This window comes from Tamlana sp. s12 (assembly GCF_016767215.1).
Lineage (GTDB): Bacteria > Bacteroidota > Bacteroidia > Flavobacteriales > Flavobacteriaceae > Pseudotamlana > Pseudotamlana agarivorans.
Genome location: NZ_CP068547.1, coordinates 190454 through 205275, shown reverse-complemented (window position 1 = coordinate 205275; position 14822 = coordinate 190454). Strand labels below are relative to the sequence as shown.

Below are 14822 nucleotides of genomic sequence, written 5' to 3'. Positions count from 1 at the left end.
AAGAAACCATCATGAAAAACTTTACTTGTCTTTTATCTTTATTTTTTCTTTTAAACCAGTTGCTTAATGCACAGGTGGAAAAAGTAGAAACCTATCCCATGGGAACCAAAGTAACCTATTACCAAAATCAATGTGGCAATACCATTCCTGAAGCCCAAGGGAAGTTATCTTTTTGTGATCGTAATAATAACCTTGGGGTTGTAGAGGAAAGTTACGGTTTAAATAGTATTAACATTGTTAAAGTCGTGCCTAATTATTACAACGATGATGAAGTGTATATTACCAATGCCGGTATATCCATAAAGAAGGTGGATGGCAGCTGGGAAAATATCCCCAATTTAGCCATGCCTAGAACTTCATTAACTGGAAATGAGGCTAAACCTACGGATGCGCTTGTAAACGCCGATGGCTTAATATTTCTTAATAATACCGCTGGTAATACGGGTTTATATTATTATGATTTAAAAACTAAAACTTTCGGATTTAAAACCTATCCAACTTCAGGAGTATCGAATTATCAATACACCATACTTTTTGCCTATGATGGTGCTACTAATACGACTTATATCATAACTAGTGGGCTTTACTACCAATTGTATAAATTTCAAAATAATACCTTAACCTATGTTGGCGAACCTGGATTTTCCCGTAATTATCAGTTAGCTAAATTTATGTTTGTTGATGATGCCCTTTTTCTTTCTACAAGATATAGCGCTGCGTCTACACAAGAGTTTGTTAAATTAAATACTGACACAGCCGCTATAGAAACCACTTATCTTACTGGTGCTGATGTTAAATATAAATATGTATCCGATTTCAGTTATGACGGACAAGGGAATTTCTGGTGTGCCAATAACACAAACGGTGGAGGTGCCATTTATAAGGTGAACATGGCTACAGGTGCTACAACCCAATATGAGTTTACCCATGGAAATGTACAAAGTGTACGGTTTAATAATTTAGAAATAGATTCGGAAGGTACGGTTTTGGCAGTTGCTATTAACCTTTCCGGGGTTGTCGAACTAAAACTTAATGGATCTAACCCTGTTTGGACGGTGAGATCGATGAATGATATTCGCGATTTAGGTTTCCTCATGTCCTATTCCCCAAGCGTTGTAAACAAGAGTAAAGACAAAATATACTTCTGCAATAGCAGTGCTAATTATGGCACGAATCAAGAAACAAGATATGAAGCGCTTACTTATAAACAAGGAGTGTGGGGTGGTGTTACCGATCACGAACCAGGTAACATATCCTATAATTTAGTAAAGCGATATAATACAGCTTTTCCTGATAAATCTGGAGGAACTTGGTGGTATAACCATACTGATGACGGTATTTTAAGTCACTTTAAAGCCGATGGAACCATAGAAAAACAATACAAATTAGGTGGTCATGGCCCCTTTGTATTAGACAGCGATGGTTATCCCATTATAGCAGGAAGTCCTGTTATGAAAAAATTATATATGCCTTACTTAACCACATTGCCCGATTTAGGAACAACGACGTTCACCGCAGTAAAAAATTACAAAGATCAGGTTTGGGTGTTTAGTAATAAAAGCAAGAAATTATTTGTTTACAAGAACAGTCAATTTATACAGACCATAACTTTAGATGAAGATGATTATTCCAATTATTTTGATTTTACGGTCGATATTCATGGGGATGTTTACTTTCCAAAATTCCAAAATGCCACTTTAACCCTAAAAAAGTTTAATGTAGCTTCTGGAACCACAACCACTTATACAGCAACTAAAAACTTAGGTGCCGTAAAAAAGATACTACCCTTACCAAATGGCGATGTGGCTACTATTTGTGCCAGTGGTGTTTACTTGTTTCATGGTACAAGTTTTAATGAAATAGATAATAGCATGAATGCTGATATTAGAAGAATTGTTGATGCGGTTTGCGATACGGATGGCGTGTTACATTTACTAACTAACGATTTGGCTAAAATAATAAGCATTGAGCATCCAGAATCGAGCACCCCTAATTTTTCTAGTATCATTATTGAAGGCACAACAGGAATTATACCTTATAATGGTTTCTATCGTCCGGATGCCCTAGCTTTAGATGCCAATGGTGTGTTTTGGTCTTGCGCATCATCCAGATGGGTTAAAATTTTCTCATCACAAACGGCAACTCAGTTTTTAAATGACGGTGAGGCTTTTGGTATATCGGGTGATGTATATGTAGACGCGAATGGTAATGGGCAGATGGATGCTGATGAGGTTCATCCAAATCAAAAAGTAACTTTGAAAACCGATTCTGGCGATATTTACGAAACCTATACCAATGCCGATGGTAGCTATTATTTTCCTTATCATGATAATGCGGGAGACTACGAAATTATACTTCCGGTAATACAAACCTTCGTTACACCAGGATCACGTCAACATAGTTTTAATGTTACTGATACAAGTACGAATACCATATTGCCTAGTTTTAAATTATTACCAAAAGACTCGGAGTCGGTTGTTATCAAATCGGCGGCTAAGGAAGGTGCTTGGGCGTTTTCTCGTGATGGGTTTAGCAACATCTTTACAACAGCGGTAGGCAATGCATCGGCTTCAAAAACATTTAATAGTGTAACCATCGATTATGTTTTATATAACGAAAACCAAAATACAAGTATGGTTTTACCTGATATAAAAAGTGTGAAGGTTACCAGTTTAAATTCAAATTCCAACCTTCATATCATCGATAAACTAACCATTGAGCCTAGAAGCCATAGATGGGAAACCAATTTAGAAAATGGTGAATATACATCATCTGTACAGTCAATTACACCTATAATTACCAAACAAACCGATACGGTTAAGCTTCAGTTTATATTGCCAAAACTCAATCCGCAAGAAACCTATGTGATCGAGGTGGAAACCGAATTGTTTAGTTCATCTCATGTTTCAGAACCTATAGGTTATGGTGTTAAAAGTATTACTAGTGCCGATTTTAAAAAAATGAACTCAGTAAAGTTGATTCCTAGAAATCCGGCTTCTAAAACGGGGTTTCATGATTTTGGAGCGCCTTATGCGCCACCAACAAGTTCCTTTAGTTCGACTTCAGCCACAAATCATTCCGAAGTTATTTCCAACGGACCGTTTAGTGCAGCTGTTATGGCGGCTCTCGACCCTAATGATAAATTAGTTTCTCCTGGATTACCTAATGCTTTAAATGAAATTCCGTTAAACGAAAAATGGCTAACCTATACCATTCGGTTTCAAAATGAAGGTAATTTTTCGGCAAAAGATATTTATGTGATTGACAAGTTAGATGAAAAATTTGAAAAGCATTCCTTAACGGTTTTAGAAAGTTCACACCCTATGACTGTTGAAAATATAGGTTCGGATACGGGTCAAATCGTGAAATTTAATTTTAATAATATTTACTTGGATTTCAGTGCGAACGACGAACCCGCCAGCCACGGTTATGTGAAGTATATGATAAAAGCAAAGGAAGATGTGGTTATAGATGATATCATGGAAAATAGTGCTGACATTTATTTTGACCAAAATGCGCCAACTTCAACAAATACCACACGAAACAAGTACATTGAAGCCACTTTAAATGTGGATGCTATTGCTAATAATGAATCTCTAATTAGCTACTGGCCAAACCCAGTAAGCGATGTTATTCATGTGAAAACAGGTTCTACATTTGAATTTCAAACTAGTATTTATAATCTATTAGGTCAAGAAATGCTTTCAAAACGGAATACATCTCAGTCAGGTACTATTAATGTATCTGGGTTAACTTCAGGAATTTATTTATTGAAGGTTGAGGTGAAAAATGGCATGTCAAAAACTATAAAATTTATAAAAAATTAACCTGTACATATTGGACGCTCTCTCATTAAATTCCGTTATGTAAATTGCTGAAATGAGGAAGTTTTTTGAAACGTTATTCTGCTTGTTAGGGCATATTACTTTTCAAATAGCTTCCTCGTTTTTATTTCAAAGTTAACTTCTGTAACCTCAGTGATTCTCTGTGAAGCCTCTGCGAATCTTCGTGTAACAATAATTTCAAAAAAAGCGATACGCCGGGCGACATATTCAACAACCCTTAAAAATAAGCCTTCAATTGTACAGATCCTGAATGAATGGTTCGGCTAGTTTCTGTTTTTCTTCCGAAGTAACTCAAATTCAAATCCAAAAATTTGGTCAGTTTTCGTTGAGCCAATAAGCTCCAAGTAAAGTTTTTTCCAGGTTGTAAACCTTCTAGAATCTGATAGGCCACTGGGGTATTTGAATCACCGTTAAAAGCATTTGAAATAAAATTAAACTCCCCATTTATCGCACTCTTCTCACTGTTTCCAAAGGAAAACGAACTCCCGTACTTTTGTTGTTTTAAGGTTTCTTGGTCGCCAATCGTATTGGTTTTTGTAGTGCTTTGATAATAAATATCGAAACTAGAATTGGTGTTGAATAAGTAGGATAACTTCGGATTTAAAACCGTTTCGTCTAAGTTGTAATTTTTGCTTGTGAAATTTTCACTTTTACTTTCATTCGTGTTCAATGCCGATAGCAAGTTAACTAACCAATTTTCGGCAATTTTATGATTGAAATTTAATTGATGGCTGCTTAAACTATTTTCAATAAAGCCCACCGAAAGTAAATTTCGGGTGCTGTTTTCCAAATAGGTATATGAGGTGGTATAATGTTGTTTGCCACGGTTAAAAAAGAAAACATTTCTAAAATTAAGCTGTAAGCCTAATAAGTCATCTTCACTATTTTCAAAAGGGTTGAGATTAAATCGGCTGCCTTCGCGTCGCAATTTACTATCGGTTAAATAGCTGGTTTGGTTATAAAAATGCGATAAAAACTTTTTGGTTTTATGGTTGGAAACCAACCATTGCGCAGGGTTTAAGGTAAGGGATAGACTCCATCGGTTTTGATGTGTTTTTACATAGACACGATTAGGTAATAACACTCGAATATAAGTGCCTTGGTCTTGAAATTGAGCCAATTCAAACTCTTCGAGCTCTTGGATGCCATTGCCGTTGTAGTCAATCCATGTGTACGAACCTTGGCCAGGCTCAACTTCCACGTAAGTGAAATCCTGAAGCGGTAAACTACCCGAATTGGTTTCAAAAATGGTGCTAAAGAAAATAATATTGTTGAATAATTTCTGACTAAACTGCAGCCTCGAGTTTAAAGAATGCTCGTCGTCTACGGTATCATCTTCATCTTTCAAACTACGGTAATTGGCATACAAACTCAAATTGGTATTTTGCTTTTGAATGAGTTTCGAATCCAAATAAAGCGTGTTGGAAGTGTTTACCTTTTGGAGGGTGTTATTTCTAATACTGTCGTTTGTACGGTTTATATAACCTACTTCAACAAAAACTTTGGTACTATCACCAACGCCAACAAAGGCTTCGTAAGATTTGAACCGCTGACTTAAAGCCGTGAGTTCTTGGGTGCTGTTGTTTTTTTGTACGTTGTCTTCAAAAGCTATTTTTATGCCCACCCAGCTTTTGTTCATGTTATAGGTAATACGGTTGTAGGACCTTGAAAAGGTTGAATTGTTTACTAGTGCATTAGCATTTAAAAAACTAGAGTAGGAGCTTATATTGAATTTGTTTAGCTGTAAATTTATATTTGCAATATGTCTATTTCCGTTAAAACCGTCGGCGAAATTGAGGTGTTCATAGGTATAATCGATAAGTCCCTTTTGCTTGTGAAAGAGTTTGATGCCTGTGTTTAATAGGTTTTGATTTCCTAAATTATAGCCTATCCCGTTTAATGGTGTGGGATCTAAGTTCCAATCACGATTAAATTCTGGGTTGTACAATCCTTCAATATTTCGATAATTGGCACTTACATAATCATGATCTAAAAATAGGCTGGCATTCCATTGATTTTCTTTTTTTACGAGGACTTGATTGATGGTGATTTCTCCGGCCAAACCATCATTTTGATCGTCATCGATATCCGAAAATAAATTCTGATCGTTTTTACTTCCAGAACCTTCAAAACGTATACTTGTTTTTTCTGTGGGGTTGTAAGCCCCATTTATAACTGCTATTTGTAATTTTTTAGGCGCTACTAGTTGTATAATTGGCGCGTATAAACCTAGTCCGTCGCCAACATATTCATAAATATTATTAATAGCGTTAATGCTACTTAAGTTGTATGCACCTTGATTGGGACCTACCAAAGTGAAGGTCACGTTGTATAATTCGTCATCCGGGTCGTTTGAAAACACGAAAGCTTCTTCGCCGTTAATAAGTTCTTTTTTATAAAGAATACGGTTTTGGTTGTATTCTGCGCGCGACTCCGATGGGGCAACCATTTTGGTTTGGTCATTTCCGGCCTGTGCTAGAATTTCGACTTGGTCTTCCGAGAGATTTTGCTGCAGGGGTTGGTTTTTAGCATCGTTTTCAGAGTAGATGGAAACCCCTAAACTAAACTTTTTACTCTCGTAGCGTCCGCCGCCATAACCTACAAAACGGGTATAGTTGCGTTCACTAAATTGATAGTCGATGGTGATACGCATTTCGGAGGTTATAGGAAAGGTGGGGTTAAATATAATCTCACCAGCGTTATAATCGATAATATAATCTTCGTTCTCACCACGCTTTAAAGCCACGCCATTGACATAAACGGTTTCACTACCCGATACGATTAATACAAACAATTCGCCATTTGGACCTTGTAATTTATAAGGCCCTTGATTGCCTTCTTGAGCGGTAAATTGGCTGCGTGTAAATTGTCCGCGAACCAATGCACCAGCAGCATAAAGATTAGTTTCCTTCTCTTCGGGACCTAGGTTTATGTTGAAGTTTAATCCCTGCACACGTTTGGAGAATTTGGCAAAATAAGAATCGGTATTTACAAGATCGATGTCACCAGCGCGTATGTTCCAACGGTCGCTAAACATTTCAATAAAAACCTGGTCAAATTCATCCAAACGTTGCGAATAACCACTTTCTTGTAAGGGAATATTAGCATCTTGGATGGAGGCACGCAAAGATACTTTTTCGTTTAATTTCCCTGTAATTTGAAGGTCTAGCTCACTATTTAACACCGAATTTTGATTGTTTCCAACGGTAACACCTCGCGAAATACTTCCCGAAGTCGATAAGCCATCAAACGGAATAAATTGATTCGAGCTATTAGACTGCTTCAGTTTGTATAAGTTTTGATGGGAGCTGTTGTTATTCACAATAATGCTTTCATCTAAATTTTTATAGGTCTTGGTAAGGAAGTCTGGAAACTTTAAATAATCGATAATAATACTATCGGTGTCTACGGGTTTTTTAAAGGTTAAAAGTGCCTTGGCGAAATCTACCGTATAATAGCTTGAATCAATTATGGTACTATCCTTAGTTTTAATGGAAAACACGCTAGAATTTATACTAACTTGTTCAATAAAAATCGAGTCTTTTACAGCTACTTTTTTAGATCTATAGTTATTGGGTAGATTTTGTGAAAACCCACAAAAACCTATAAAAACCAATAGTATAGAAGTAAAAAATTTCATCGGATACTTAAACTGAAAAAAACTAGAATTATTTTGAAAGTGTAACTTGTTAAAACTGCCGTAAAATAATAGCGTAAAAGTAACGTATTATTTATTTTAGCAGCAATCTGTACAATTTTGTCGAAAAACGAAAGGTTTCCTACAATTTTAGGAGCTTTTAATAGGAAGAAATAAACGAATGAAAATTATATCATACAATGTCAACGGGGTTAGAGCCGCTTTAAATAAAGGTTTTATAGAATGGTTAACAAGTGCCAATCCAGATGTTATTTGTTTACAAGAAATAAAGGCCTTAAAAGAACAGTTGGACTTAACACTATTTGAAGACGCCGGGTATAATTATCACTATTGGTTTAGCGCTCAAAAAAAAGGGTATAGCGGCGTGGCTATTTTGTGTAAAACAGAGCCCAATCATGTAGAGTACGGTACAGGAATCGAGTCTATGGATTTCGAAGGTCGTAATTTAAGAGTGGATTTCGACGGCGTTTCCATCATGAGTTTGTATTTGCCATCGGGAACTAATGATGCCAGATTAGGGCATAAATTAGAGTATATGAGCATGTTCCAAGCTTACATCGATCAGTTAAAATTAGAGCATCCTAATCTTGTTATTTGTGGTGACTATAATATTTGCCATGAAGAAATAGATATACATAACCCTAAAATGAAAGGTGTGTCTGGATTTTTACCTGTAGAGCGTGAGTGGATAGGAGATTTTATAGCCAGTGGTTTTATTGATTCTTTTCGATTTGTGAACCCAGAATTACAACAATATAGCTGGTGGAGCTACCGTGCCAATGCCAGGGCTAACAACAAAGGTTGGCGATTAGATTACGCGATGGTGTCAGAAACCATACAAGAAAAAATTAAAAGAGCCGTTATACTAAGCGACGCGGTGCACAGCGACCATTGTCCGATTTTACTAGAACTTGAAATTTAACTAAATTACTAATTATAGAACCCAATTAACATGATTAAAAAAAGTGTTTTTACCATTTTTACAATGGCTATTTTGGCCTCTTGTGTGTCTCCTAAAATATACAAGGATCTAGAAGCTAAATACGCCGAGTTAAAGAAAGAAAACCGCAAATTAAATGAAGATTACGAATCTTTGTTAAAATCGAAAGCTCAGGCGGAAAACGATTTTAAACAAACCAAAAAAGCTTACGACGAAACCCTTGCAGAGCGTAATAAGCTGCAAGCCGATTACGATGCTACCGCTGCAAATCTAGAAGCTTTAAAGGATTCGTATGCGGCACTTGAGAAGAATAGCTCCAGAGCCATCGCGTCAAACTCAGAGAAAAATCGTGAGTTGTTAGCGGAGTTAGAAGCGAAGGAACAAGCTTTATCTGCCGAAATTACACGTCTTGAGCGCCTTAAAAAAGAGCTAGAAGATCGTTCCAACCGTGTGGCCGAATTAGAAAGTGTTATTGCAGCTAAAGATGCTGCCATGAATAATTTAAAAGACGCTATTTCTAGTGCTTTAACCGATTTTGAAGGTAAAGGTTTAACTGTAGAACAAAAAGACGGAAAAGTTTATGTGTCTATGGAAAACAAATTGCTTTTCAATTCAGGAAGTTGGGCTGTAGGTAGCGAAGGTCGTCGTGCGGTACAACAACTGGGTAATGTTTTAGGACAGAATCCAGATATCGCTGTGTTAATCGAAGGTCACACCGATAATGTGCCTTATACAGGTAATGGTCCCCTGACTACCAACTGGGATTTATCTACCAAAAGAGCGACTTCTATTGTGAATATCCTTAGAGAGAATAAAGCGATCAATCCAGAAAATTTAACGGCAGCAGGTCGCGGTGAGTTTGCACCAATTGCCTCTAACGATTCGCCATCTGGTCGTGCTACAAACCGTCGTATAGAAGTGATTTTAACACCTAAATTAGACGAATTATCCAAGTTGTTACAAGAACAGCATTAATTGTAGAATAGTGATTTGGGCGTTACCCAAGGGTCGCGCTTTACGTTGCAAGTCCGCGCTCGTACCTCGCTGTGGGCTTTCCACTGCAATCGCTAACGCAAGTTGATATACTATAAAAACCTTTCAGATACATTGATGGCTGAAAGGTTTTTTTAACTTTATTACTTAAATAAAATGATACTTAAGGGCAAAATCAGCCTTTATACACCAGGAAATAAACACTATGAAATACAGTATTCTACCAAAAACCAATATAAAAGTTAGTAAAATATGTTTGGGCACCATGACTTTCGGAAATCAAAATACCGAAGCCGAGGCCTTCAAACAGTTAGATTATGCCTTAAGTGAAGGGGTTAATTTTTTAGACACCGCCGAAATGTACCCCGTGCCAGCAAACCCAGAAACTTCGGGAGCTACAAGCACGATAATTGGGAATTGGTTAAAAAAATCAGGAAAGCGTGACCAGGTTATTCTTGCCAGTAAAATTATTGGACGTTCAAGCGATTATTCGGCGCACATTAGAACCACGGCCTTAAGCGGAAATTCCATCCAAGAGGCCGTCGATAAAGAGCTAAAACGTTTACAAACCGATTATATCGATCTTTATCAAATCCATTGGCCAGAACGCGATACGAATACCTTTGGCACTAGAGATTACAAGCATAATCCAGACGATTTTTGGGAAGATAACTTTCATGAAGTTCTAACGAAACTAGACGATCAAATTCGTGCGGGTAAAATTGGTCATGTTGGGATGTCTAACGAAAAAGCTTGGGGTGCTATGCGTTTATTAGAAGAGTCTAAAACACATAGTTTACCTAGAATGCGTACCATTCAAAATGCGTATAGTTTAATTAATCGCGCTTTTGAAGGCGATATGGCTGAAATTTCAATGCGGGAAGATCTGGGCTTATTAGCGTATTCGCCAATGGCTTTTGGTGTGTTATCTGGAAAATATATCAAAGGTACGGATACCGATAAATCAAGATTAAATCTCTTTCCTAGATTTTCACGATACAGCAGTGCATCATGTATCGAGGCTACTAAAAGGTATTTAAAAATTGCGGAAGAAAATAATATGACTTTAGCACAAATGAGTTTGGCTTTTGTAAATCAGCAACCCTTTGTAACGAGTAATATTATTGGAGCAACAACCATGGCGCAGTTAAAAGAAAACATCGATAGTATCCATGTCACACTATCTGATGACATCATGGAGCAAATCAATGCCGTACATGCCGAAATTCCTAATCCTGCGGTTTAGGGGAATTATAATTTATATAAATGGGTTCTTAGAGGCCATTTAGTTTTAAAAAAAAGGCTGTCTTAACAGGTGATACAAACGTCATCCTGTGCTTGACACAGAATCTCATAACATTGTAATACAATAATTATGAGAATCTGAAATAAATTCAGATTGACGTAGATTCAACTTTAAGACAGCCTCTTTTACTTTGAAAATTTTAAAATTTACCTAGTGCAATTTGCAGTCCAGGTTTCGCCATTTTCATTGTAAAATATATTTAAAGTGCTTTCATCAATTTTAATATAACTGGTTTCGCTACCACCTATATTAATATTGGTTTCTTCACCTTCTTCAAACTCTATACCTCGAATACTCGGAATATCGTCGTTAGAAAAATCAAAATCATATTTATCGTCGATTTTTGTCACAAAAACACTTCCGTCTTCTGTGCTTACTGTAGTACCTTCACTGTTATATCCTATTTCACCTCGGTAAGTACCAGCAAATAAATTATTATCGGCAGGGTTGTCATCCTTACTACAAGAAGTGAAAATTAATGCTGCGATGGCAATTAAGCTACATGTTTTAATTAGTTTTTTCATTTTAAATGTTTTAGTTAAACGTTTGGTGTAGCTACGAACCCAAAATCCCTAAAAGTTTTTATGTTAACAAGGTTTTAAGGTTTTTAACAAAAATTTTGTAGACTAACTGTTATTCTAGTGGAGTGATGTACTTAAGATGCTTTTTGTATTTTAGATTAAAATTACATGAGTCCGAAAAGTAGATTTTGTTTTTATAGGTAGAATGAATTGTTACTCGTCATTACGACAAAGGGCGGAACGAGTGAGGGGAAATCTTCGTATTAAGGAGATTCTTCCTCCTTTTTCGTCTGCATGACAACTATTCCACGAAAAGCAACTGTAAGCACATTAAATCAGTAGCTTTTAAGATAGACTCAGATTAAAAAATGTATGAAAAAAAATAGATTAGGAAACCGTTCGTTAGCCATTGCTGTCATTTGTATGGTAGGAGGCCTGGTTTTAAAATACTTTAATATCTACCAAGGTTATACTCTAGAAATACTACTTGCAGGTTTCGAGGCTGCTGTTGTGGGAGGTGTTGCCGATTGGTTTGCAGTTCGTGCTTTGTTTCAAGAGATTCCTATTCCGGTTGTTAAAAAGCACACAAACATTATTGTGAAAAGTAGAGAAAAACTATCGGCAGGGATTGTCGATTTGGTGAATAATGAATGGTTGTCTAAAGACATGATTCGCGATAAAATTGCTGGGGTATCTATGGCAAAACCCATTGTAGATTATTTACTGAAGCAGGAAAATCAAGAATCGATACGAAAAACCTTAAAACCAGAGTTAGAAGCCTTGGTATTAAAGTTGGATCATGAGGATGTAGTTCAGACTCTTGAAGGTGTGATTAGACCCGCTATTAAGGGAAATAATGTGGCAGAGCCTTTAGGGAATTTATTAAAGCAAACGGTAACTCATAAAGATCATTACGGGGTGTTACATGTGTTTTTAGAGGTTCTAAAAGAAAAAATAGCCTCGACATCAACCTTAGAGTTTTTAGTTGCTGAGGTGCATACGCTTGTTAATAAGCAAAAAGAAGGCACGCTTATAAAAGGGTTTTTAGTGGAGGCCGGTAAAGTTCTGGGGGCCATAAAACCCCAACGTATTGCCGAAGGTATACAGGAACAATTGGTTAAACTTATTGAAGAAATTCAAAGCAATCCGGGAGATCATAAAATTATTAAGGCCTTGGATGAACAGCTTTATAATTATGCAGAGCGTTTGAGCTCTGGCGATGATAAAGCTCAGGCCGATGTTAATGCTTTTGGTGAACAATTTTTAGAGCGTTTAATCGATTCAGGAATCGTACAGCAAGCATTAACCCGAGTTAAAAGCATGATAAAAACACATTTGTTTGAAAATGACAACGAGTACACCATGCTTATTAAAGATAAGGTGAACGACATGCTTATATCTTTTCATGACGATACTTCAAAATTACAGCAGACCGATGCTTGGTTAAAAACGACCATTTTACAACTTATAGAAACACATCATCATAAAATAGGTGAGTTGGTGAACGAAAGTCTTCAAAAACTTTCTAATGTGGAATTGGTAAAACAAATAGAAAGTAAGGTAGGGGAAGATCTTCAGTATATTCGTTTAAACGGTGCTATTGTTGGAGGTATTGTTGGTATGCTTATAATGATATTTAAGCTGTTTGTTCTGGACTTACATGCCTAAATGAAATCGAAGCCCCGCAATAGTGATTGAAGCGGCATCCTTTTTTGTGCCTGTCGAAAACTTTGGTTTAAACTCTTATTTGGATCTAAAAATGTTATTTCATGTTTTCGCGAAGCTATGTATTGCACAAAAAAGATATAGCTGAAAGCGCGGTGCTTGCAATTGCCCAAATAAAAAAAAACAAGTTATTTGAGAGCGATGTTTCGTATTTCAGAAAGTATATAAAACTAAAAAACCCCAAACTAAATGAATAGTATGGGGTTTTAGGTTATTTAATTTGATTACCATCTTTATCGAAAAAGTGGTATTCTAAATATGTGTAAGCATCTCTTGGTAATATTTTCACCCATTTTTTATGTTCTAAAAACCATTTAGAACGTACAGATGGAATGCCTTTTGTTAAGAAGGCTGCTATGAAAGGATGTGTGTTTAGGGTCACCTTTTTATAGTCTTTTTTAAATAGTTTTTCAAGATCGAAGTTTATCTTTTGTACAATGCCTATTGGCGCTTCTACTTCGGCACCATTGGATATGGCATCTGGATTTTCTTCTCGTGTTTTAATGTTCATTTCTGGACGTACACGCTGTCTTGTAATTTGTATCAACCCAAATTTACTTGGAGGTAATATTTTGTGTTTGGCTCTATCGTCTTTCATTTCATCGCGAAGGTGATTGAAAAGTTTTTGCCTGTTTTCGGCATTGGTCATATCTATAAAATCGACTACGATAATACCACCCATATCACGTAAACGTAATTGGCGCGCCATTTCGGTAGCCGCAATAAGATTAACCTCTAGTGCTGTGTCCTCCTGGTTGTTGGCTTTGTTAGAACGGTTTCCGCTGTTTACATCTATAACATGTAGGGCTTCGGTGTGTTCTATCACCAAGTAGGCGCCTTTTGCCATAGAAACGGTTTTGCCAAAGGAAGTTTTAATTTGTCTTTCGATTCCAAATTTCTCGAAAATCGGAACATTAGACTGATACAATTTCACTATTGATTCTTTTTTTGGTGCAATTTCTTGCAAATAATCTTTAATTTGATAAAAAAGCGTTTCATCATCAACATGAATACTTGTAAAGGTATCGTTGAATATGTCTCTTAAAATAGAAGAGGCTTTATTCATTTCACCTAATACTTTACTAGGATGATGCGCTTTGTGTAGCTTTTTACACATTGCCGTCCAACGACTAAGCAAATTTTGTAAATCTTTATCTAGTTCTGCTACTTTTTTGCCTTGTGCTACAGTACGAACAATAACCCCAAAACCTGGTGGTGTAATACTTTTTACCAGGCGTTTTAATCGGTCTTTTTCTTCGCGGTCTTCTATTTTTTGAGAAATAGAAATGCGGTTAGAAAAAGGGACTAAAACAATATATCTACCGGCAATAGAAAGCTCTGAGCTTATTCTTGGGCCTTTGGTAGAGATAGGTTCTTTTACGATTTGTACTAATAGAGACTGATTAGATTTTAAGGCGTCGACAATTTTGCCGTCTTTCTCAATATCTTTCTCAAATGGGAAATTTTTTAAAGAAAAATCTTTTAGTTTACCTGTGCTTACACGTTTTGTGAATTTTAAAAGAGAAGGTAATTTTGGACCTAAATCATGATAATGCAAAAAGGCATCTTTCTCATAACCTACATTAACAAATGCAGCATTTAGTCCAGGAACAGCTTTCCTTATTTTGGCTATAAACACATCGCCAACAGAAAAGTCGTTACTATCTTCATCCTTTTGTAATTCAATAAGTTTTCCATCTTTTAATAAGGCAAAATCAACATTGTCGGAACTAGATCGAATAATCAATTCTTTATCCATTGCGTTAATTTTTATCCATACAGTCTGGTAAGAAGTTAAAAGTTAAGAGTTAAAAGTTAATAGTTTGAGATTAGA

At 36.3% G+C, this 14822-nt stretch carries 8 protein-coding genes; 5 read left to right on the top strand and 3 right to left on the bottom strand.

Going from position 1 to position 14822, the window contains the following annotated elements:
• Positions 1 to 11 precede the first annotated feature (11 nt).
• A complete protein-coding gene (locus JJL45_RS00895) occupies positions 12 to 3827 on the top strand; it encodes a T9SS type A sorting domain-containing protein (RefSeq protein WP_068601365.1) in 3816 nt (1271 codons plus the stop codon).
• 235 nt (positions 3828 to 4062) lie between these two features.
• Here JJL45_RS00895 and JJL45_RS00890 read toward each other — a convergent pair whose 3' ends face one another.
• Positions 4063 to 7485, bottom strand: a complete 3423-nt coding sequence (locus JJL45_RS00890; protein WP_068601367.1) for a hypothetical protein — start codon at positions 7483 to 7485, stop codon at positions 4063 to 4065.
• A gap of 178 nt (positions 7486 to 7663) precedes the next feature.
• Here JJL45_RS00890 and JJL45_RS00885 point away from each other — a divergent pair, with 178 nt between their 5' ends.
• The 3 genes from JJL45_RS00885 (at position 7664) to JJL45_RS00875 (ending at position 10682) form a co-directional block, all read left to right on the top strand.
• Positions 7664 to 8425 carry an exodeoxyribonuclease III gene (locus JJL45_RS00885; RefSeq protein WP_068601368.1) on the top strand — a complete coding sequence of 254 codons (762 nt, stop codon included), beginning with the start codon at positions 7664 to 7666 and terminating at the stop codon, positions 8423 to 8425.
• Between the two features lie 30 nt (positions 8426 to 8455).
• Positions 8456 to 9418, top strand: a complete 963-nt coding sequence (locus tag JJL45_RS00880) for a flagellar motor protein MotB (RefSeq protein WP_068601370.1) — start codon at positions 8456 to 8458, stop codon at positions 9416 to 9418.
• Between the two features lie 223 nt (positions 9419 to 9641).
• Positions 9642 to 10682 (top strand): aldo/keto reductase, encoded by a 1041-nt coding sequence (locus JJL45_RS00875; protein ID WP_068601372.1) that lies wholly within the window; start codon positions 9642 to 9644, stop codon positions 10680 to 10682.
• Positions 10683 to 10888: 206 nt separating this feature from the next.
• Here the strand turns inward: JJL45_RS00875 and JJL45_RS00870 are convergent, their stop codons facing one another.
• Positions 10889 to 11266, bottom strand: coding sequence for a hypothetical protein (locus tag JJL45_RS00870; RefSeq protein WP_068601374.1), 378 nt, complete (start codon positions 11264 to 11266; stop codon positions 10889 to 10891).
• A gap of 369 nt (positions 11267 to 11635) precedes the next feature.
• Here JJL45_RS00870 and JJL45_RS00865 point away from each other — a divergent pair, with 369 nt between their 5' ends.
• Complete coding sequence (locus JJL45_RS00865; RefSeq protein ID WP_068601377.1) at positions 11636 to 12931, top strand: DUF445 domain-containing protein; 1296 nt, start codon at positions 11636 to 11638, stop codon at positions 12929 to 12931.
• Positions 12932 to 13199: 268 nt separating this feature from the next.
• Here JJL45_RS00865 and JJL45_RS00860 read toward each other — a convergent pair whose 3' ends face one another.
• On the bottom strand, positions 13200 to 14747 hold the full coding sequence (locus tag JJL45_RS00860; RefSeq protein WP_067144877.1) for a ribonuclease E/G: 1548 nt from the start codon (positions 14745 to 14747) through the stop codon (positions 13200 to 13202).
• Between the last annotated feature and the right edge of the window lie 75 nt (positions 14748 to 14822).

What these genes read in the sequence shown, in the direction of transcription:
- JJL45_RS00895 (WP_068601365.1), top strand. Translation starts at nt 12, where the DNA reads ATGAAAAACTTTACTTGTCTTTTATCTTTATTTTTTCTTTTAAACCAG.
- JJL45_RS00890 (WP_068601367.1), bottom strand. Translation starts at nt 7,485, where the DNA reads ATGAAATTTTTTACTTCTATACTATTGGTTTTTATAGGTTTTTGTGGG.
- JJL45_RS00885 (WP_068601368.1), top strand. Translation starts at nt 7,664, where the DNA reads ATGAAAATTATATCATACAATGTCAACGGGGTTAGAGCCGCTTTAAAT.
- JJL45_RS00880 (WP_068601370.1), top strand. Translation starts at nt 8,456, where the DNA reads ATGATTAAAAAAAGTGTTTTTACCATTTTTACAATGGCTATTTTGGCC.
- JJL45_RS00875 (WP_068601372.1), top strand. Translation starts at nt 9,642, where the DNA reads ATGAAATACAGTATTCTACCAAAAACCAATATAAAAGTTAGTAAAATA.
- JJL45_RS00870 (WP_068601374.1), bottom strand. Translation starts at nt 11,266, where the DNA reads ATGAAAAAACTAATTAAAACATGTAGCTTAATTGCCATCGCAGCATTA.
- JJL45_RS00865 (WP_068601377.1), top strand. Translation starts at nt 11,636, where the DNA reads ATGAAAAAAAATAGATTAGGAAACCGTTCGTTAGCCATTGCTGTCATT.
- JJL45_RS00860 (WP_067144877.1), bottom strand. Translation starts at nt 14,747, where the DNA reads ATGGATAAAGAATTGATTATTCGATCTAGTTCCGACAATGTTGATTTT.